Origin of the sequence: Streptomyces sp. STR69 (genome assembly GCF_024519455.1) — a bacterium.
Classification (GTDB): domain Bacteria; phylum Actinomycetota; class Actinomycetes; order Streptomycetales; family Streptomycetaceae; genus Streptomyces.
This window is the reverse complement of sequence record NZ_JALJRY010000002.1, coordinates 14,129-34,315: the sequence shown is the minus strand read 5'-3', so window position 1 is coordinate 34,315 and position 20,187 is coordinate 14,129. Positions and strand designations below refer to the sequence as shown.

General features: G+C 70.1%; 18 protein-coding genes and 1 pseudogene. 12 read left to right on the top strand and 7 right to left on the bottom strand.

Translation table 11 applies throughout. The annotated features are described in order from the left end of the window. Positions 1–24 precede the first annotated feature (24 nt). Positions 25–1,602: a carboxylesterase/lipase family protein gene (locus OC490_RS03875; RefSeq protein WP_262056354.1), complete on the bottom strand. Its 1,578-nt coding sequence runs from the start codon at positions 1,600–1,602 to the stop codon at positions 25–27. A 226-nt stretch (positions 1,603–1,828) separates the two neighbouring features. Here OC490_RS03875 and OC490_RS03870 point away from each other — a divergent pair, with 226 nt between their 5' ends. The 7 genes from OC490_RS03870 (at position 1,829) to OC490_RS03840 (ending at position 10,196) form a co-directional block, all read left to right on the top strand. Then, positions 1,829–2,842 carry a hydroxyacid dehydrogenase gene (locus tag OC490_RS03870; RefSeq protein WP_262056353.1) on the top strand — a complete coding sequence of 338 codons (1,014 nt, stop codon included), beginning with the start codon at positions 1,829–1,831 and terminating at the stop codon, positions 2,840–2,842. Positions 2,843–2,962: 120 nt separating this feature from the next. Further along, a complete protein-coding gene (locus OC490_RS03865) occupies positions 2,963–4,054 on the top strand; it encodes a LacI family DNA-binding transcriptional regulator (RefSeq protein ID WP_262056352.1) in 1,092 nt (363 codons plus the stop codon). Positions 4,055–4,244: 190 nt separating this feature from the next. Then, positions 4,245–5,576 (top strand): ABC transporter substrate-binding protein, encoded by a 1,332-nt coding sequence (locus OC490_RS03860; protein WP_262056351.1) that lies wholly within the window; start codon positions 4,245–4,247, stop codon positions 5,574–5,576. Between the two features lie 10 nt (positions 5,577–5,586). Continuing rightward, a complete protein-coding gene (locus OC490_RS03855) occupies positions 5,587–6,471 on the top strand; it encodes a carbohydrate ABC transporter permease (protein WP_262056350.1) in 885 nt (294 codons plus the stop codon). Next, positions 6,471–7,376, top strand: a complete 906-nt coding sequence (locus tag OC490_RS03850) for a carbohydrate ABC transporter permease (protein WP_262056349.1) — start codon at positions 6,471–6,473, stop codon at positions 7,374–7,376. The genes OC490_RS03855 and OC490_RS03850 overlap by 1 nt, the downstream gene beginning before the upstream one ends. Continuing rightward, positions 7,373–8,974 carry a family 43 glycosylhydrolase gene (locus OC490_RS03845; RefSeq protein WP_262056348.1) on the top strand — a complete coding sequence of 534 codons (1,602 nt, stop codon included), beginning with the start codon at positions 7,373–7,375 and terminating at the stop codon, positions 8,972–8,974. The genes OC490_RS03850 and OC490_RS03845 overlap by 4 nt, the downstream gene beginning before the upstream one ends. 178 nt (positions 8,975–9,152) lie before the next feature. After that, positions 9,153–10,196 (top strand): LacI family DNA-binding transcriptional regulator, encoded by a 1,044-nt coding sequence (locus OC490_RS03840; protein ID WP_262056347.1) that lies wholly within the window; start codon positions 9,153–9,155, stop codon positions 10,194–10,196. A gap of 33 nt (positions 10,197–10,229) precedes the next feature. Here OC490_RS03840 and OC490_RS03835 read toward each other — a convergent pair whose 3' ends face one another. Then, the gene (locus OC490_RS03835) at positions 10,230–10,691 is read right to left on the bottom strand and encodes a PaaI family thioesterase (protein ID WP_262056346.1); all 462 of its coding nucleotides are present in this window, start codon (positions 10,689–10,691) and stop codon (positions 10,230–10,232) included. Positions 10,692–10,843: 152 nt separating this feature from the next. Here OC490_RS03835 and OC490_RS03825 point away from each other — a divergent pair. Next, positions 10,844–10,939 (top strand): annotated as a pseudogene (locus OC490_RS03825) (Lrp/AsnC family transcriptional regulator); the annotation flags it as partial. A gap of 92 nt (positions 10,940–11,031) precedes the next feature. Here OC490_RS03825 and OC490_RS03820 read toward each other — a convergent pair. Both OC490_RS03820 and OC490_RS03815 read right to left on the bottom strand, forming a co-directional pair. After that, on the bottom strand, positions 11,032–11,688 hold the full coding sequence (locus tag OC490_RS03820) for a ThuA domain-containing protein (RefSeq protein WP_262056345.1): 657 nt from the start codon (positions 11,686–11,688) through the stop codon (positions 11,032–11,034). 28 nt (positions 11,689–11,716) lie between these two features. Then, positions 11,717–12,313, bottom strand: a complete 597-nt coding sequence (locus tag OC490_RS03815) for a hypothetical protein (protein ID WP_262056344.1) — start codon at positions 12,311–12,313, stop codon at positions 11,717–11,719. 83 nt (positions 12,314–12,396) lie between these two features. Between OC490_RS03815 and OC490_RS03810 the strand changes: the two genes are divergently transcribed. Both OC490_RS03810 and OC490_RS03805 read left to right on the top strand, forming a co-directional pair. Continuing rightward, positions 12,397–13,029 (top strand): VOC family protein, encoded by a 633-nt coding sequence (locus OC490_RS03810; RefSeq protein ID WP_262056343.1) that lies wholly within the window; start codon positions 12,397–12,399, stop codon positions 13,027–13,029. A 59-nt stretch (positions 13,030–13,088) separates the two neighbouring features. Beyond that, positions 13,089–13,499, top strand: coding sequence for a VOC family protein (locus OC490_RS03805; protein ID WP_262056342.1), 411 nt, complete (start codon positions 13,089–13,091; stop codon positions 13,497–13,499). On the opposite strand, the gene OC490_RS03800 is transcribed toward OC490_RS03805, so the two are convergent. Both OC490_RS03800 and OC490_RS03795 read right to left on the bottom strand, forming a co-directional pair. Continuing rightward, entirely contained in the window at positions 13,476–14,177 is a 702-nt protein-coding gene (locus OC490_RS03800; protein WP_262056341.1) for a helix-turn-helix domain-containing protein, read from the bottom strand. The two genes, OC490_RS03805 and OC490_RS03800, sit on opposite strands and share 24 nt — an antisense overlap. Positions 14,178–14,217: 40 nt before the next feature. Further along, a complete protein-coding gene (locus OC490_RS03795) occupies positions 14,218–15,153 on the bottom strand; it encodes an AraC family transcriptional regulator (RefSeq protein WP_262056340.1) in 936 nt (311 codons plus the stop codon). Positions 15,154–15,234: 81 nt separating this feature from the next. On the opposite strand from OC490_RS03795, the gene OC490_RS03790 reads away from it, so the two are divergent. Next, positions 15,235–16,071: an NmrA family transcriptional regulator gene (locus OC490_RS03790; RefSeq protein WP_262056339.1), complete on the top strand. Its 837-nt coding sequence runs from the start codon at positions 15,235–15,237 to the stop codon at positions 16,069–16,071. Positions 16,072–16,078: 7 nt separating this feature from the next. Here OC490_RS03790 and OC490_RS03785 read toward each other — a convergent pair whose 3' ends face one another. Beyond that, positions 16,079–17,266, bottom strand: coding sequence for a YihY/virulence factor BrkB family protein (locus tag OC490_RS03785; RefSeq protein WP_262056338.1), 1,188 nt, complete (start codon positions 17,264–17,266; stop codon positions 16,079–16,081). A gap of 467 nt (positions 17,267–17,733) precedes the next feature. Between OC490_RS03785 and OC490_RS03780 the strand changes: the two genes are divergently transcribed. Next, the gene (locus tag OC490_RS03780; RefSeq protein ID WP_262056337.1) at positions 17,734–20,184 is read left to right on the top strand and encodes a Pls/PosA family non-ribosomal peptide synthetase; all 2,451 of its coding nucleotides are present in this window, start codon (positions 17,734–17,736) and stop codon (positions 20,182–20,184) included. Positions 20,185–20,187: the final 3 nt, after the last annotated feature.

Sequence of the window (20,187 nt, the reverse complement as noted above, 5' to 3'; positions counted from 1 at the left end):
GGTTTCCGTCCCGTAACCGCCCGCTCACGACGACTTCGGCACCTCCCCGGTCCGCCGCAACCGCCGTACGACCGACCGCAGTTCGACGGCACCTCGCGCGGGCGTGCCCACGACCGGGACCGCCGGCTCGCGCGTCGCCGCGTCGGCCGTCCACAGGGCGAACTCGGCGTCGCGCGGGCCGTTCGCGACGTAGGACGTGCCCTCGCCGAAGATCCGTACGGGGTGGGAGTCGTCCCAGGCCCGCCAGCCCGGGTCGCCGTCCGCGGCGAACCGCACCCAGGCCGTGTGCATGGTGTCGGCGAGTTCCTGTGGCGCACCCTCGCCCGCGAGTTTGGCGGCCTCGGGGATGTCGCCCGTGTCGAAGACGAAGCCGAGTTCGAGGGCGTGGCAGGAGCCGAGGTCGGGGAGGTTGGAGGGCCAGGCGAACTCGTAGAGGTAGGAGTTCCCGGGGCGGGCATCGGCCAGGCGGTGCAGCGGGTAGCGGAGCAGATGGTCGGTGACGAGCTGGCCGACGGTCTCGGCGGTGCCGGCTCCGGGGTGCAGGGCGCGGTAGCCGCGCGGGACCTCGACGCCGCAGTGGCAGCGGGCCATCGCACCGGCCAGGGCGACCGCACCGAGCCGGTCGACGCGCTCGTGCAGACCGCCGGGGACGAGCCACAGCCGGTACTCGTCGCGGGTCCAGCCCAGCAACAGGTCGACGTCCCGGGCCACTTGACCGTCGACGAGCGCCTCCAGCGGGTCGCGGGGCACCAGTTCGCCGTCGATGACGATCCCGAAGCTGGGCCCGCCGAGCACCGGGCTGCTGAGTCTGCCCACGTCGGCCTGGGTGCGCAGCAGCAGTTCGCGGTCGACGGCGGCGAAGGCCTCGGCGGTGGCGGGGACCTTCAGCCGGGTCGCCATCCGGCGCACCATCCGCCGTACCTTGTCCCGGTCGAAGGCCTCCGGGGGGCCGCTCTGCAGGACGGCCCGGCGGACGAGTCCCTGGGCCTGCGGGGCGGCGAGCAGGGCGCCGATACTGATCGCGCCGGCGGACTGGCCGAAGAGGGTGATCCGGTCGGGGTCGCCGCCGAACGCGGCGATCGACTCGTGCACCCAGCGCAGCGCGGCGAGCTGGTCGCGCAGGCCGGGGTTGGCGGGGGCGTCCGGGAAGAGGCCGTAACCCTCCACGCCCAGGCGGTAGTTGACCGAGACGAACACGACTCCGTCGCGGGCGAAGGCGTGACCGTCGTAGACGGGGACGGCCGAGGAGCCCCGGGTGAGCGCGCCGCCGTGCAGCCAGACCATGACCGGCAGCCGGGCGCCCGGGCCGGGTTCCGGGGTCCACACGTTGAGGTTGAGGCAGTCGTCGCCGGGCACGACGGGGTCGGAGAGCAGTTTGGCGAAGGCGTCGGAGTACGGCGGTTTCGGCGGGGTCGGGCCGAAGGCGAGCGCGTCGCGCACCCCGGTCCAGGGCTCGGGCGGGACGGGCGGGCGGAATCTGCGCGGACCGAAGGGGGGCGCCGCGTAGGGGATGCCCCGGAAGACCGCGATCCCGTGCTCGTACCGGCCGCGTACCGCCCCGTAGGGGGTGCCGACCACGGGGTTCATCCGCTCTGCCGTCATCTGCCCACCAGCTCCTCACCGCGCTCGTGAACCATGCTCATCAGAGCATCACATCGTGCCCGGCTATTCCGGCGGACGAACGCGGCTGGACGGGTTATCCGGACGGGCGGTGCGGGACTGCGTGTTCTCCGACCGATTGACCCCCGCTCCCCGACAGATCTACGGTAGAAGACGCTTTCAGAAAACGTTTCCGAAGCAGCATCCCAAGCCGCACTACTGGAGGGTCATGCCCAGCGCCCAGCCGCCGAGGGCCGTGTTCGCCATGGATCCGGTGCACCTGCCCCTGCTCTTCCCCCCACCCCTGATGGCACGGCTCCGGCAGACGGCCGAGATCGACCCCGGGCTCGTCGTACGGGACTTCGCCGCCCCCGAGGCCGCCGGGGCCCTGGCCGGGGCCGAGGTCCTGATCACCGGCTGGGGCTGTCCGCACCTCGACGCGGGCGCCCTGGCGGCGGCACCCCGGGTGCGGGCCGTGCTGCACGCGGCGGGCTCGGTCCGCTCACTGGTCGGCGAGGCCCTGTGGGAACGCGGGGTATCCGTATCCAGCGCGGTCACCGGCAACGCGCTGCCGGTCGCCGAGTACACCCTCGCGATGATCCTGCTCGCCGGGAAGGACACCTTCGCGCAGCGGGAGCGCTTCCGGCACGCACACGCGTACCCGACGCCCGCCGAGACCGCCGCGATCGGCAACCTCGGCCGCCGGATCGGCGTCATCGGCGCCTCCCGCGTGGGCCGCCGGCTCCTCGAACTGCTGCGGCCCTACGACTTCGAGGTCCTCCTGCACGACCCCTACGTCAGCGTCACCGAGGCCGCCGTGCTCGGTGCCGAACTCCTGCCGCTGGACCACCTGTTGAGCAACAGCGACATCGTCAGCCTGCACGCCCCGGACATCCCCGAGACACAGCGCATGCTCGACCGCGGACGGCTCGCCCTCATCCGGGACGGCGGGGTGCTGATCAACACCTCCCGGGGCGCCCTGATCGACCACGACGCCCTCACCGACGAGCTGCTGTCCGGCCGGCTGACCGCGATCCTGGACGTCACCGAACCCGAGCCGCTGCCCCCCGCGTCCCCCCTCTACCAGCTCCCGAACGTCTTCCTCACGCCCCACATCGCGGGCTCGCTCGGCAACGAGCTGGCGCGGCTCGGCGACATCGTCGTCGACGAGCTGGAACGGTTGGCCGCGGGCCTGCCGCTCGCCCACGAGGTGCGGCACGCGGACCTGGCCCGTGTCGCCTGATCCGGGCCGTCCACAGGCCCGCCTGCCTGGAACAACGATGGGATACGGTTTCCGGACCGGCGCGGGAGCAGGGCCTCGCGCGCCCGGTGGGGAAGCCGATACCGCGAAGGAGTCGCCACGGTGAGTCAGCGCAAGACGTCGGGCGACGTCGGCCGGGCCACGATCCGGGACGTGGCGGAGCGCGCCGGGGTCTCGGTGGCGAGCGTCTCGCGCGTGCTGTCCGGCAACTATCCGGTGTCGGAGGAGCTGCGCCGCCGGGTGATGAAGGTGGTCGGCGACCTGGACTACGTCACCAACGCGCACGCCCGTTCCCTGGCCGGCGGCGGCACACCGACGGTGGCGATCCTCATCAACAACATCACCGGCGCGGCATTCGCCCATGTGGCCAAGGGAGTTGAGGGCGCGGCCACACTGCGCGGCTGGCTCTCCCTGGTCGGCACCACCGGCGACGACCCGGAGCGCGAACTCGCGCTGGTCAACCTGATGCGCCAACAGGGCGTCGCCGCCGTGGTGTTGCTGGGCGGCGCCTACGACGTCGACGAGTACCAGCTGCGCATGGCCCGCTTCGCCCGCTCCCTCGACGCGGCCGGCTCGCACCTCGTGCTTGTCGGCCGCCCGCCGTTGGAGGGCGACGTCCCGGCCACGACGGTCGACTACGACAACGAGGGCGGCGCCTACGCCATGGCCAGCCACCTCCTCTCGGCCGGCCACCGCCGGGTCCTGCTGCTGCCGGGGCACGCCGAACTCACCACGGCACAGGGCCGGTTGAGGGGAGCGCAACGGGCCTTCGAGGCGTACGGCGTGCCGTTCGACCCGGGGATGGTGCGGCACGGTCCGTACGACTACGAGCACGGGTACGAGGCGGTCGAGGAGAGCCTGAAGGGAGGGGTGGACTTCACCGCGGTCCTCGCGGGCACCGACGTGGTCGCCGCAGGCGCCATGCAGGCGCTGCGCGCGGGCGGTCTCAGGGTGCCCGATGACGTGTCGATCGTCGGCTACGACGACATCCCGCTGGCCTCCCAGCTCACTCCGCAGCTGACCACCGTGCACGTCCCGTACGAGGAGATGGGCCGGGTCGCGCTGCGCGCGGTGGCGGACCGGCGCGAGGGCGGCGGCACGGGCCGGCGCCGGGGAAGCGACGGCGACCATCTGGTGCTGGGCACGCATGTCGTCGTACGGAACTCGGTACGACCGCCCGCCCGACGGGACTAGTTCAGCACACGGAAAGCACACGGAACCAGGGCGTTACGTAACCGGTTTCTCTTCAAAGTCCCAGGCTGGACGGGGTCTGTCCTGGGCTGTCGAAACAAGTCGCTGCACACCTCTTGCTCCGTACAGCCCGCGATGTCTACCTTCCAAGCAACCGGTTTCTACCTCTTCTCTTCCGAAGGAACACGGTCTGATGAACTTCACCAGCCCCCGGAGAAGGTTCGCTCGGGCAGCCGTCGCGGGCCTCGCACTGACAGGTCTGCTCTCCGCCTGCGGCGGATCCGGCTCGGGAGACTCCAAGTCATCCGGCCCGGTCACCCTCCCCTTCTGGGGCTGGGCCAACGGACAGGACGCCGTAGTGAAGGCGTTCAACGCCGCTCACAAGGACATCAAGCTCAAGTACACCAAGGTCACCGACCAGTTGACGATGCAGAAGCAGCTCACCAACGCGGTCAAGGCCGGCAACGCGCCCTGCCTGGTGCAGAACACGGCGGAGTACGTGACCACCTGGGTCTCGCAGGGCGCGCTCGCCGACATCTCGCAGTACGTCTCCGCCGACAAGGACAAGTTCAACGCGGGCGCGTGGGCCAGTGCGCAGGTGCAGGGCAAGTCCTATGGCGTGCCGACCAGTTCGGCCCCCGCCTTCACGATCTACCGCACGGACGTCTTCCAGAAGTACGGCCTGAAGGCGCCCACGACCTGGGACGAGTTCATCGCCGCGGGCAAGGTGCTGAAGAAGCACGGCATCAAGATCACCAACTACGCCGGTGAGGACCCGAGCACCCTGGAGGTGCTCTCCATGCAGGCCGGGGCGCACTGGTACGCCATCGACGGCAACTCCTGGAAGGTGGACTTCCAGGACGCGGGCAGCCTCAAGGCGGCCAAGGTGATCCAGGACATCGTCGACAACGACCTCGCCTCCAAGCTGTCGTTCGCCGACTACGCGGCCGTACAGCGCAACTACGACAACGGCGGCACCGCGACCCGGCAGATCTCCACCTGGCAGATGGCGGGCATGGTGCAGAACTTCACCAAGTCCGACGGGAAGTGGGCGCTGTCGCCCTGGCCGACGTTCGCGGGCGAGGCCGCCAAGACGCCGGCCGGGACCAACCAGAGCGGTGGCGTCACCCTGGTGACCAAGCAGTGCGCGCACCAACAGCAGGCCGCCGAGGCCGCGTTGTGGATGTCGACGAACACGGGTGCGGTGAAGACGATGGCGAGCCCGACCACCGGCAACGGTGTGATGCCGGCGCTGGCCGACAGCAACGCATATGTCGGCGAGGCGATCTCCGACAAGCTGCTCGGCACGAACTACGAGCCCGCGAAGAAGGTCGTCACGGACAGCCTGAACACCGTCACCTCGGACTGGGTGTTCGGCCCGGACTGGACCGCCATGTTCACCGAGCTGCAGACGGGCTGGGCGAAGGTGATGAACAAGCAGGAGAAGGTCACCGATCTGCTGGCGCACATGCAGGAGTGGACGGTCAAGGACCTGAAGTCCCGCGGTATCAGCGTCAAGGGCTGAGGCAGCGCCGATGATTCACTCCCAGCGCTGGAAGGGTGCCGCGTTCACGGTGCCCTTCCAGCTCGGCTTCGTGTTCCTCTACCTGATACCGATCGGGTACGCCGTCTACGAGTCGCTGTTCGTGGAGCACCAGTCCGGGCTCGGCCTCGGCGGCTCCACGGAGAAGTTCTCCGGCCTGGACAACTACCAACAGGGCCTGACCGACTCGGCGTTCATGAACTCGGTGCTGCGCGTGGTGCTGTTCGCGTGCGTGCAGATCCCGGTCATGCTGCTCGTCAGCCTGCTCCTGGCGCTGTTCCTGGACGCGCTGTCCTCGAAGGTCGCGGGCCGCTTCCGCATCCTGCTCCTTGTGCCGTACATGATCCCCGGCGTGGTCGCCGCGATCGTGTGGATCAACCTGTACAGCCCGGACGTCGGCCCGCTGACCCCACTGGGCAAGGTGTTCGGCCTGTCCTGGAACTTCTTCGCGCCCTCGATGGTGTGGCCGTCCATCGGCAACCTGCTGACCTGGCACGGCATCGGCTACAACATGGTCATCATCTACTCGGCGCTCCAGGGCGTACCCCGCGACCTGTTCGAGGCGGCGCGCCTCGACGGCGCCTCCGAGTTCCGGGTCGCGACGAGCATCAAAATCCCTTACGTACGAGGGGCGTTGGTGCTGACGGGGATGCTCTCGATCATCCAGATGCTGCAGATCTTCAACGAGCCGGCGCTGTTCCGGAACGTCACCCCGCAGACGGTGAACGACAGCTTCACCCCGATCATGATCATCTACAACCAGGCGTTCAACGCGGGCAACTACCACTACGCAGCGGCCCTTTCGGTCCTCCTCGCCCTCATCCTCGGCCTCGCGTCCTTCCTCTTCTACCGCCTCACCGCGAAGGAGGCCGACTGATGACCCTCACCGAAGACCGCCGGACAGCTCATCAGGTCCGCCGCCTCAACAAGCCCGATCCGGCGGCCCGTTCACGCGGCGGCCAGCGCTTCCTGCTCGTCGGCCTGGTCCTGGCCAGCGCCTACAGCCTGTTCCCGGTGTGGTGGCTGATCGTCGCCGCGACCAAGAACCGGACGGGCCTGTACCAGAGCAACGGCCTGTGGTTCTCCGGCATGCACCTGTGGGAGAACCTGCGTCAGGTCTTCAGCTACGAGCACGGCATCTTCCTGCGCTGGACCGCCAACTCGTTCCTCTACGCGGGCGTCGGCTCCCTGGGCGGCACCCTCATCGCCCTCGCCACGGGCTACGGCCTCGCCCGCTTCGAATTCCCGGGCCGCAGCGCGGTGTTCGCATGCGTGGTGGGTTCGTTCCTGATCCCGATCGCGCTGCTCACCCTGCCGCTGTACCTGATGTTCTCGAAGATCGGCCTGGTCGACACCCCCTGGGCGATGCTGATCCCCTGCCTGATCAACCCGTTCAGCGTCTACCTCGCCAAGGTGTACACCGAGGCCACGATCCCCTTCGAACTCCTCGAAGCGGCCCGCCTCGACGGCGCGGGTGAACTCCGCATCTTCTTCAGCATCGTGCTGCGGATGATGACGACGGGCGGCGCCACGGTGTTCCTGCTCGCGTTCGTGAACACCTGGAACGCCTTCTTCCTCCCCCTCACCGTCCTGCGCGGCGAAGAGAACTGGACCCTCAACATCGGCCTCTACAACTGGTCCGGCAAACGCCTGGAGTCGGGCGTCGACCTCACCAGCCTGGTGCTGACCGGCGCGCTGCTGTCGATCGTGCCGATGGCCGTGATGATGGTGGCGATGCGGCGGTACTGGCGTACGGGCGTCACCCTGGGAGCCCTCAAGTGACCTTGCTGCACAACCCTGTTGTCCGCGGCTTCGCCCCCGACCCCTCCATGGTGAGGGTGGGCGACTGGTACTACGTGGCGACCAGCTCCTTCGAGTGGTTCCCGACGATCCCGATCCACCGCTCCCGGGATCTCGCGCACTGGGAGTACGCGGGCCACGTCCGGGGCGCGGTTCCCGGCGACTCCCTCGCCGGTGTCCCCGACTCGGGCGGCATCTGGGCGCCCTCGCTGAGCTGGGACGGCGAACGCTTCTGGATGACGTACTCGATCGTCCGCTCGGTCGGCACACCGTACTTCGACGCCGACACCTACATCACCACGGCCGCGGACATCGACGGAAAGTGGGCCGCCCCGCGGCGAGTCGCGAGCCACGGCTTCGACCCGGCGCTGTTCCACGACGAGGGCCGGATGTGGCTGCTCAACCTGCAGAACGACCACCGCCCCGGCGGCCGGCGCTTCGCGGGGATCGTCGCGACCGAGCTGGACCGCGACACGCTCGCCCCGGCCGGTTCGACCCAGCTGCTGCTCCAGCACGAACGGCTCGTCGAGGGACCGAAGTTGGTGCGGCGGGGCGACTGGTACTACCTGCTCCTCGCTGAGGGCGGCACCGGGTTCGAACACGGGGTACTGGTGGCGCGCGGCCGTACGGTCACCGGTCCGTACGAGGTCGACGACCGTCCCCTGCTGACGTCCCGGGACGATCCGTCGGTGCCGTTGCAGAAGGCGGGACACGGCGAGCTGGTCGAACTGCCGGGCGGTGAGTGGGTGTTGAGCCACTTGGCGGCGCGACCTGTCGCGACTCCCGCAGGACCTCGGTGCACCCTGGGCCGGGAGACGGCCATCCAGGCCGTGACCTGGGACGCGGACGGCTGGCCGAGGCTGAGCGGCGGGGGTTGGCACCCGGCGGTGGAGGTGGCCGTATCGACGCAGCCTGTCGCCCGACCCGACCAAGTCACCGAGGACAGCGGGTCGTTGGGGTGGCCGTGGAGCAGTCCGCGCGGGTGCCCGGACCCGTCCTGGGCCGATGCCGCCACCCGCCCGGGCTGGATCCGGCTGCGCGGACGGCACGGGCCGGAGTCGCGGTGGGCGCACAGTCTGCTCGCCCAGCGGATCACCGAGCATCGGGCGGAAGTCGAAGTCACCGTCGAGGCAAGGCCGTTGACGTTCACGCAGGCGGCGGGGCTGGTGCTCCGGTACGGCGCCGACGCGTATCTCGGCCTGGACCTGACCTGGACGGAGCCCGAGGGCGAGGGGCAGCGGGGACAGCAGTGGCGGGGGGACGGCGGGCGTACGGTGCTCAGGCTGGTGGAGCGGGACGAGGACGTCACGCGTGAAGTGGCCGTCGTCGAGGTCGAGTTCGGGGTGCCGGTGACGCTGGGGGCGACGGTCGACGGTGCCGACGCGCGGTTCTGGTACGTCCGTGACGGCGAACGCGTGCCGGTGGGGCCGGTGTTGGACTTCAGCCGGCTCTCGGACGACCACGGCTCACGGCTGCGCTTCACCGGAGCGATGGCCGGGATCCATGCCGTGGATCTCGTCGGGGCGGAGTTCACCGCCGACTTCGGCGGCTTTCGCCTGGAGTGCACCCCGCCCCGCTGAGCTGTTCGGGGTTTCGAAAGATCGGGTCGCCGCCATCACGTGAATTCCCTGGTCTTCCCGCCGTGTTGACGCGCACCTATCGTAGGAAGCGCTTTCTGATCGGTTGGTGGTCGGGCCGTGGAACAGCGCTGGTCGAAACTTTCGATGGCCCTCGGGCGGGCTGGAGAGGTGGTTCCCGATGGTCCGTGCGGGGAGCGCAAGCATGGCGGCAGGGCCGACGCTGGCGGTCGTGGCCCGTGAGGCCGGAGTGTCCGTGCCAACTGCGTCGAAGGTGGTCAACGGCCGGGAGGACGTGGCGCCGGAGACCAGGCGGCGGGTGACGGAGGCGCTGGAGCGGCTCGGTTATGTGCGCAGGCCCCGGTTCGACGCGAACAAGGCGCCGGGGCTTGTCGACCTGGTGGTGCACTCGTTGGAGAGTTCCTGGTCGGGGGCGGTGCTGCACGGGGTGGAGGAGGCGGCGTACGAGGCCGGGCTCGAAGTGGTGGTGTCGGCCGGGCTGACCCGGACACGGGCCGACCGGCCCGAACGGGGCTGGCTGGACAAGCTGGTCGGCAGGGGATCCTCCGGAGTCCTGTTCAATCTGGCGGAGTTGACGCCGTCGCAGTACGCGTGGCTCGACCAGCACCGCATCCCGTTCGTGATGATCGACCCGGTGCAGGAGCCGCCGCCGGGTGTGGTGTCGGTCGGCGCCGCCAACTGGCACGGCGGGGTGACGGCGACCGAGCATCTGCTGTCGCTGGGCCACGAGCGCATCGCGGTGATCGCCGGTCACCGGCACAAGATGTGCAGCAGTGCCCGCGTCGCCGGCTACCGCTCGGCGCTCGCCTCCGCCGGGGTGCCCGCGCGCCCGGACTACATCCGCCACGGCGGCTTCGACCAGGCCATGGCCCGCACCCGGATGCGCGAACTCCTGGACCTGCCCGAGCCACCGACAGCGGTCTTCGTCTGCTCCGACCGCATGGCGCTGGGCGTCTACGAGGCCCTGGCGGAACGGGAGTTGAGCGTGCCGGACGACATCAGCGTGGTCGGCTTCGACGACCTGCCCGAGGCCCGCTGGGTGACTCCGGCCCTGACCACGATCCGGCAGCCCCTCTCGGAGATGGCCGCTACGGCCCTCCGTCTCCTGGTCCGCATGATGGACGGCGACCGTCCGGAGAGCACGCGGACGGAGCTGTCGACGCGGTTGGTGGAGCGGGCGAGTACGGGGGTGCCGCGGGGCTGAAGGCTGCCGCGCGGTGATCCTCGCGGAGCTCGCCTATCCGGCGGGGGCGTCCACGCGGATCAGGGTCTGCTGACCGGTCGCGACGAGCTTCGACTGGCCGTCGCGCACGCCGAACACGTCCAGTCGGCAGACCGTGAGCGTGCGCCCTGGCCTCAGGACCGTGCCCACCGCTTCGATCTGATCTCCGAGAGCGGGTGAGAGGAGGTTCAGCTTGTACTCGACCGTGAGCACTTCGGTGTCCTCGGGGAACAGAGTGAGCGCGGCATAGCCGCCGGCGCTGTCCGCGATGGCGCTGGTGGCTCCGGCGTGGACATAGCCGTGCTGCTGGGTGACCTCGGGCCGGCTTCGCAGGACGATGTGGACACGGCCCGGGGCGATCTCGGTGATCTCGGCGCCCAGGTGACGCATCAGACCCTGGCGGGCGAAGCTGTCCCGGATGCGCGCCTGGGTCCGAGGGCTCGCTTCCCGCTGATCCTGCTCGGGGTGGTCGCTCATCGTGCCCCTTCCGTGGTGCCGCGACGCGGACCGGGTCACCGGCCGGCCAGACGTTCCAGCAGCAGGAAGCCGCCGATCGCGATCATCATGACACCCGAGATCCGGGTGATGGTCCGGGCGGCCCCGGGCCGGGCCCCGAGCACAGTGCGGGCCGGCTCCACGACCAGCAGCTTTCCCGCCTGTCCGGCTTCCAGCGGCTGACCTCGACCCTCGTGATGAAACACGTCGTCAAGGACCGGCCCCTCCCGGGACGATTCCGGCAGAGCGGCCTGCTCGCCCCACGCCCTGGCTCCATCCTCATCTCCGGGTCACCGGCAGGACCGCCGCAGCCGAGGTCCCTCTAGCTCAGCCCCGCCGCCCAGTTGATCCCGCCCAGCAGATGCGCGCGGAAGTCCGGGTCGTCGTAGGCCTCCGCCGCATGGCCCAGGGCCGTGTAGAAGACCCGGCCCGCGCCCTTCTCGTGGCACCACGCCAGGGGGTGGTCGTCGCCCATTCCCCCGCCGTCGTAGGAGGATTCGTCGGCGGAGAGGAGGACGTGGGTCGAACTCCTCGGGTTGGTGCGGAAGTCGTACCACTCGTCCGTGAACTGCCATACGGCGGGCAGGTGTTGGGTGGCCGGGTGGGTGCGGTCCTCGATCACGGCCCTGCCGGGCTGGTAGGCCGGGTGCCGGTCGAAGCGGGCGCCGAGGAGGTCGCCGTAGTACGGCCAGTCGTACTCCGTGCAGGCCGCCGCGTGGACGCCGACGAAGCCGCCGCCCGACTCGACGTAGGCCGTGAGGTGTTCGCGGCCCGCCGGAGTGAGCACCTCACCGCTGGTGGAGAGGAAGACCACGGCCGCGTAGCCGTCCAGCGGGTGTTCGAGGGCGGCCGGGTCCTCCGTGGCGGTCACCTCGAAGGGGCCGAGGGTGCGCAGGGCGGTCACGGCGGCCGGGATGGAGTCATGGCGGTAGGCGGTGGTGCGGGTGCAGGCCAGGAGGCGGGGTGCGGCAACAGCCATACGCGGCAGCCTATTTCACTCCGTGGACTCAACCGCCGGTCCCCACACCGTTGCCGAACTCCCTGGGCGGGAGGATCTCGGAGAGCTCGCTCTTGTACGGACGGCGCAGCGACCGGGCCGACTCACGCAGGACCTCGCGGCTCACCTTGTCCTGCTCGGCGGCGACATGCACGAGGTGGCCCTTCGCCGCCATCACGTACTCGGCGTCTCCCCCACCGGTGCGGTACCAGGCGTTCCCGTCGCGTACGCAGGTCATGTGCTCGGTGGTGACCGCCTGCGTCGTGCAGTTCGCGTCGGTCATCGTGCCCGGCTCCACGCGCAGGTTGATCACGGCGCCGTTCTTCGCCGACGTGTACGACACGGAGAGACCGACGTCCGACACGCCCACCGACTGCTGGGCGAGGGTGAATCCGGGCGGGTCGATGACGTAGACGAGGTCGGGGTCGAAGCCCAACGCCTTTGCGCGGGAAGCGATTTCGGCAGACGTCGCCGGGGACGGGGAAGCGGAAGGGGAGGACGAGGCCTTCGGGGCTCCGGCACCGGCGTCCGCTTTCTCGGTGCCGCAGCCGACCATCAGCGCGGGCAGCAACAGCAACAACGGCAGGGCTCGTACGGCACGGATCATGCGGCCATCCTGCCGTACAGGTGTTCCACACTTCAGGGACTTTTCCCCTCCTGTGGCGGTCCCGCCGCGTAACCTTGCTGGGGATGAATGCCGTTCCCGCACGCCTGGACCACCTCGTCCTCGCGACCCCCGAACTGGCGGCGACCGTCGCCGACTTCACCCTGCGCACGGGCATCGCACCGGTGGCCGGCGGCGCCCATGTCGGGCTCGGTACCCGCAACTACCTGGTGTCTCTCGGTGGTTCGCGCTACCTGGAGATCCTCGGTCCCGACCCGGAGCAGTCCGAGCCGTCGGGGCCGCGCCCGTTCGGTGTCGACGGGCTGTCCGTCGCCCGGACCGTGACCTGGGCGGTCAGTCCGCCCGATCTGGACGCGGCGGTCGCGGCGGCCCGCGCCCAGGGATACGACCCCGGGCCCGTGCGGGCGATGAGCCGCCGCCGGCCCGACGGCACGCTGCTGGAGTGGCGGCTCACGGACGGGGACACGGCGCACCCGTCCGGTCTGGTGCCGTTCCTGATCGACTGGAGTTCGTCGCCCCACCCGACCGCCTCGGGTCTGCCCGTCGCGCCGCTGCTGGAGCTGGCCGCGACCGCTCCGGCACCGGACGAGATCCGCCCACTGCTGTCCGCCGTGGGCGTGGAGCTGGCGCTGACCGAGGGACCGGTGACGCTCTCGTTCACTCTGGACACGCCTCGCGGGGCGGTGACCTTCTCCTGAGAGGGAAGGTGTCCGATTCGTTCAAGACCCGCCGCCCGGCCCCTGCCTACCGTGGCCTCATGACTCCACGATTCGACGCGATCGGCCTGGTCGTCTCCGACATGGCCGCCTCTGTCGCCTTCTACCGTCGGCTCGGGTTCGGTTTCCCCGAGGGTGCCGAGGACCAGCCGCATGCCGAGGCCCAACTCCCCGGCGGACTACGACTGTTGCTGGACACGGAGGACACCGTCCGCTCGTTCCACGCGGGTTGGCAGCCGCCCACCGGAGGTAGTGGCCGGGCCGCGCTCGCCCTGCTCTGTGACGATCCCGCCGAAGTCGACCGGGTCTACGAGGAGTTGGTCGGCACCGGTCACCACGGGGAGCTCAAACCGTGGGACGCGTTCTGGGGGCAGCGGTACGCCGTTGTGCACGACCCCGACGGCAATGGGGTGGATCTGTTCGCGCCGCTACCCGGCCCGGCGGCCGAGTAGTTCGCCCAGCGGCATCCCGGCCAACTCCTTGACGTCCCGGGCCAGATGGGCCTGGTCCGCGTAGCCGGAGCGGGCCGCCGTCGTCGCGAACGGGACTCCGGCGCGGGCCAGCGCGAGGGCCCGCTGCAGGCGCAGCACGCGGGCCAGGGTCTTGGGGCCGTAACCGAAGGCGGCCAGTGAGCGGCGGTGCAACTGGCGGGCGCCGAGGCCGAGTTCGTCGGCTGTGGCGGCCACCGGGCGGCCGGTGTCCAGGGCCGCCACGAGGTGTCGTAGCAGCGGGTCGGGTGGGGGTGCGTGCGCGGCGCGTTCCAGTGCCAGGTCCTCCAGTGCTGTCGCCGGGTCGGGGGCCGTGTCGACGCGGGCGCTCAGGCTTCGAACCGTCGCGGCGGGCCACAGGTCGGTGAGGTCGACGCGGCGGTCGCGGAGTTCGTGGGCCGGGACGCCGAGGAAGGTGGGGGCGGTGCCGGGGTAGAAGCGGACGCCGGCCCAGTGCGCGGGCTCGGCCCCGGGAACGTATGCGCGGGTGTCGGGACCGGCGACCAGCAGGCGGCCCTCGTTCCAGAGGAGGTCCATGCAGCCGTCGGGCAGGACGGGCCGGACCGGGCCGACGGCGGGGTCCTCGACGGTCCGGCTCCAGACCACCGCGCCGGGCAGCCGGGATGCCCTCTCCACGTACACACGCAAAAGGCTACGCCGACCGCAGCACCCGGCGGAGTCGCTACCCCACCCGCGTCCGGTGCTCCTGCGGGCTCACCCCGTACACCCGCTTGAACGCGCTGGACAGGGCGAAGGCGCTGCCGTAGCCCACGTCCCTGGCTATCGCGGCGATCGTGTCGTCCGTGTCGCGGAGGCGGTCCGCGGCGAGGGCCAGGCGCCAGGCGGTGAGGTAGGACATCGGGGGTTCGCCGACCAGGTCGGTGAAGCGGCGGGCCAGGGCCGCGCGGGAGACGGCCGCCTTGGCGGCCAGGGAGGCGACCGTCCAGGGGTGGGCGGGATCGTCCTGGAGGAGGCGCAGGACCCTGCCGACCACCGGGTCCGCCTGTGCGCGGTACCAGGCCGGGGCCTCCGCCTCGGGGCGGGAGAACCAGGCCCTCAGGGCGGCGATGACCAGGAGGTCCAGGAGGCGGTCCAGGACGACTTCCTGGGCGGGTTCGTCGCGGACGATCTCCTCCATGAGGAGGGGGGTGAGCGGGCACTCCCAGACCTCGGAGGGGAGGGAGAGCAGGGGTGGCAGCGCGTCCAGGAGGCGGCCGTTGATCTCGCCGCGCATGAGGTAGGTGCCGATGAGCATCACCGTGGAGCCGTCGAGGCGGTCGCCCCAGGTGCGGACGCCGAGGTCCATCGAGCCCTTCAGGGAGGTGCCGTCGGGGTAGCTGCACTCGCCGCCGGGCAGGATCAGCGCCTGTGGGGGTGTGTCCGGGGCGTCTCCGCAGGTGTACGGGTCGGGGCCGCGCGCTATGGCGAGGTCGCCGGCCCGGAGACGTATCCGCTCGCCCGTCTGCGGGGTGATGCAGGCGTCGCCGCGGACCATGAGCATGATCGTCAGCGGGGCGCGGTCCTCGATGCGCAGGGCCCACGGCGGGTCGAAGCACGCGCGGATCATGAAGGCGCCACGCGCGCGTGGACCCTCCAGAAGGCCTGACAGGGCGTCCATGCGGCCAGCGTAGACGCGTGCTTATGGGAATGAGCCGTTCAGCGATGGCCCGTGCTCGCGCACGGGCGTTGACTGAACGGCATGACAGAGAACGCACGGAACATGACGATGGTGGTGACGGGCGCTTCGGGTCGTACCGGGCGCCGGGTGGCGGAGGCCGCGCGGGCGGCGGGGCTGACCGTGCGGGCGGCCTCGCGGGCGCAGGGCTTCGACTGGGCGGACCGGTCGACGTGGGCGGACACGCTGCGGGGCGCCGATGCCGCGTATCTGGTGTACCCCTCGGACGTCGGGGCGCCGGACGCGCCCGGCGCGGTGGGGATGTTCGCGCACGAGGCGGTCGGTCTCGGCGTACGGCGGCTGGTGCTGCTGTCCTCGCGGGGCGAGGAGCGGGCGCGGCCGACCGAGGAGGCGCTGCGCGGGTCGGGGGCGGACTGGACGGTCGTACGGGCGGCGTGGTTCGCGCAGAACTTCAGCGAGGGGCCCTTGGTGGAGGGGCTGCGGGAGAGCGGGGAGCTGGTGTTCCCGGCAGGTGAGGTGCGGGAGCCGTTCATCGATGTGCGGGACATCGCGGACGTGGTCGTGGCCGCGGTGACGGCCGGGGACCGGTACGTCGGGCAGGCGCTCACGGTGTCCGGGCCGCGGCTGCTGACCTTCGGGGAGGCGATCGCGGAGATCTCCGAGGCGGCGGGGCGGGCGTTGACGTATCGGGCGGTGTCGGCCCGTCAGTACGGCGACGATCTCGCCGGGTTCGGGGTGCCGGACGGGGAGGTCGAGTTCCTGGTGGAGCTGTTCGAGTCGCTGCTCGACGGGCGCAACTCGTATCTCTCGGACGGGGTTCAGGAGGTGTTGGGGCGCGAGCCGCGCGACTTCGCGGAGTTCGCGCGGGAAGCCTCGGCGGCGGGCGTCTGGAAGGTGTAGCGGAGCGTTACTCCACCGGTCCCGGTGTGTCTCCGCCGCTCTTGTGGGTGCTCTTGGCATGCGTGCTCTTGGCGTGCGTGCGCAGCCTGGACGTGACGTCCTCGGGGGGCAGGAAGCGGGACCAGCGTTCCGGGAACTCGGAGGGCATGTCGCCGTCGTCGGGGTCGTCGAAGTCCTCGTCGTCCTCGCCGCCCTGGGTGCGGGCGGCGGCCATGCGGGCGACGTACTCCGCGGCCTGCTCCTCGTGCCGGCGTTCGTTGGCGGCGCGGGCGGCGGCCGTCGCGGCGGCCGGCCAGACCCGGTCGATGGCCGCGTTGACGGCGGCGCCGACGAGTACGGCGAACGCGGACACGCCGATCCACAGCAGTACGGCGACGGGCGCGGCGAGGGAGCCGTAGATGGTGGGGCCCTCGACCGTGCCGGTGAGGTAGATGCGCAGCAGGTAGCTGCCGAGGACCCACATGGCGAGGGCGACCAGGGAGCCGGGCACGTCCTCGATCCACGGGGAGCGGACGGGGACGGAGACGTGGTACAGCGTCGTGAGGAAGACGACGGACAGGACGATGACGACGGGCCAGTACAGGACCTGTACGACCGTCTCCGACCAGGGCACGACCTTCACCACGGCGTCCGGTCCGGCCACCATGAGGGGCAGCGCGACCGAGCCGATCAGCAGGGCCGCGATGAACAGCGCGAAGGACACGATCCGGGTCTTGACGATGCCGCGTACGCCGTCGAGGCCGTACATCACGGTGATGGTGTCGATGAAGACGTTGACCGCGCGGGAGCCCGACCAGAGGGCGAACAGGAAGCCGATGGAGATGACGTCGGGCCGGCCGCCCTTCATGACGTCGTGCAGGATCGGCTGGGCGATCTCGTGGACGCCCTTGTCGGTCAGGACGGTGCGGGACGCCTCCAGGATGTTGTTCTCCAGGCCGGCGATGCTGTGGGCGCCGGTCCAGCTGTCGACGTAGCCGAGCAGGCCGATGAGGCTCAGCAGGAGCGGCGGCACGGACAGCAGCGTGAAGAACGCGGCCTCGGCCGCGAGGCCCAGGATGCGGTACTCCATGCAGGAGTTGACGGTGTCCTTGACCAGCAGCCAGGCGGTCCTGCGCTTGGAGACGTTCCGGTAGAGGGCACGCGCCCGGTGGAACCGGCCGGTGGGCCGCTCGGGGGTTTCACTTGCTGACTGCACGCCCTAAAGGTATCCGCCGTGCCGGGATGCACTCATCCCCCGGGGGCGTCGGCCGGGACCGGGCGCCCGCCGGCCGGCCGGCCGTGTCATGCTCGCGCTGGCCGAAAGTTTTCGGTCCTGAATTCGAATTGGCATTCGAGATTTTAATGGTTGTTTTGGAGAGCTTCCCGGTGAGGACTTCGTCCGTCAATCCTGATTGACCTTCACCGCACCCCGCGAAGTCGAAAAAGCGCCATTGCCCAAAACGGCCTTGACCCGTTCCGGAATGTCCAGAAATAATCCGGACTGCATTCGTTGCGCACGTTGGGACGACGTCAGCGCACACGACTCGGGGGAATCACATTGGGTCCATGACCGGGACCCCGTCCCGGAAATTTACTTTCACCCCACCCGTTTCGCGTGTGCCGTATTCGTCTTTGACGATTTTGGCAATTCAAAGACAATGATCAGCACCAAGGAGCCACGTGGTGGGAAAACCCGGCGCCGGCACCGAGACCGTTCTCGCAGAGGTCCTGGCCGGTGTCGTACGCAAGGAAGCAATACCGCTCGACAGTCACTTCTTCGACGACCTGGGCGCCAACTCACTGGTGATGGCGCACTTCTGCGCCCGGGTCAGGAAACGCGACGATCTCCCGTCGGTCTCGATGCGGGACGTCTACGGCCATCCGACGATCCGTAGTCTCGCGGCGGCGCTCGCCGACACCTCCGGGCCTTCCGAGCCGGCCGTCGCCGAGCCTCCGCCGCCCGGCAGCACGGCACGCTATCTGTTGTGCGGGTTGCTTCAGTTCCTCGTATTCGCGATGTACTGCGCACTCGCCGGACTTGTCACGGGCCGCGGGTACGAATGGGTTTCCGGCGGTTCCGGAGTGGCGCAGGTTTATCTGCGTTCCGCGATATTCGGCGGCGCGGTGTTCATCGGTGTGTGCACGGTGCCGGTGGTGGCCAAGTGGGTACTCGTCGGCCGCTGGAAGGAGACCGAGTTCCCGGTCTGGAGCCTCGCCTATGTCCGGTTCTGGACGGTCAAGGCGCTGCTGCACGCCAACCCGATGATCCTGTTCGCCGGCAACCCGCTGTACGTCCTCTACCTGCGCGCACTCGGCGCCCGGATCGGCAAGGGCGTCACGATCCTGTCCCACTCCGTCCCGGTCTGCACCGACCTGCTGACCGTCGGAGACGGAACGGTCATTCGCAAGGACTCCTTCTTCCTCTGCTACCAGGCGCACGCCGGCCGTATCCGCACCGGCCGGGTCACGCTCGGCAGCGGGGTGTACGTCGGCGAGAAGACGGTCCTCGACATCGGCACGTCCATGGGCGACGGCGCCCAACTCGGCCACTCCTCCGCCCTGTACGACGGGGCGCGGGTCCCGGCGGGCGGACGCGTGCACGGCTCGCCGGCCGTTGCCACGGACGTCGACTACGTCCGCGTCCCGGCGGCGGACTGCTCCACGGCGCGCCGCTTCGGCTACGGCCTGGTCGCGCTGCTGCAGATGGTGCTGGTCTACGTCCCGCTCGCGGTCGGCGGCACCTACATGGTGCTGACCGTGGTGCCGGCCCTCGACCACCTGCTGGACCCGAACAAGACGGACCTCAACTCGGCCCGCTTCTACGGCGAGGCGCTGGGTCTGTCGCTGGTGGCGTTCGTCGCCTTCATCGTGCTCGGCTTCGCCTCCGTGTCCCTGCTGCCGAGGCTGCTCCGTCCGCTGCTGCGCCCGGACCGGGTGTATCCGCTGTACGGCTTCCACTACTCGGTGCAGCGAGCGGTGGCCCGCCTGACCAACCTGAAGTTCTTCAAGTGGCTGTGCGGCGACAGCTCGTACATCGTCGGCTATCTGAAGGCCATCGGCTACGACCTCGGCGAGGTGGAGCAGACCGGCTCCAACTTCGGTACGGAGGTGCAGCACGAGACGCCGTATCTGGTCAGTGTGGGAAGCGGCACGATGGTCGCGGACGGTCTGTCGATCGTCAACGCGGACTTCTCCAGTACGTCGTTCCGGCTGTCGCACGCCACGATCGGGCCGCGCAACTTCCTGGGCAACAACATCGCCTACCCGTCCGGGGGCCGCACCGGCGACAACTGCCTTCTCGCCACGAAGGTGATGGTGCCGCTCGACGGCGAAGTCCGCGAGGGCGTGGGCCTGTTGGGCTCGCCGTGCTTCGAGATCCCGCGCTCGGTGGAGCGGGACAGCCGCTTCGACCATCTGCGCGAGGGCGACGAGCTGAAGCGCCGGCTGACCCTGAAGAACCGCGCCAACCTGCGCTCGATGGGCCTGTATCTGTTCGTGCGCTGGCTGCACTGGTTCGTGCTGACCGTGCTCGGCTTCGCCGCCGTCGACCTGTACGGGGGCGAGGGCATCGGCGGGGGGCTGCTGATCGGCGCGTCCCTGATGCTGGGGCTCGGCTTCACCGCCGGGTACTACGTGCTGGTGGAGCGCCTGGTCGGCGGATTCCGGCCGCTGGAGCCCAAGTTGTGCTCGATCTACGACCCGTACTTCTGGTGGCACGAACGGCTCTGGAAGGTCCCGGACCACTACATCCAGGTGTTCAACGGGACGCCGTTCAAGATCCTGATCTGGCGGCTGCTGGGCGTACGCATGGGCCGGCGGGTCTTCGACGACGGCGCCTACATCACCGAGCGCACGCTCACCGCGATCGGCGACGACTGCACGCTGTCGGCGCACACCAAGGTGCAGTCCCACTCGCAGGAGGACGGCACGTTCAAGTCCGAGCTCATCACCATCGGCGACGGCTGCACCCTCGGGGTGGGTGCGCTCGTGCACTACGGGGTGTCGATGGGCGACGGGGCCGTACTCGCCGCCGACTCGTTCCTGATGAAGGGCGAGGAGATGCCCGCGCTGTCGCGGTGGGGCGGGAATCCGGCGGTGGCCCAGCGCGGCGCCGTCGCGCACATGACTCCCTGACGG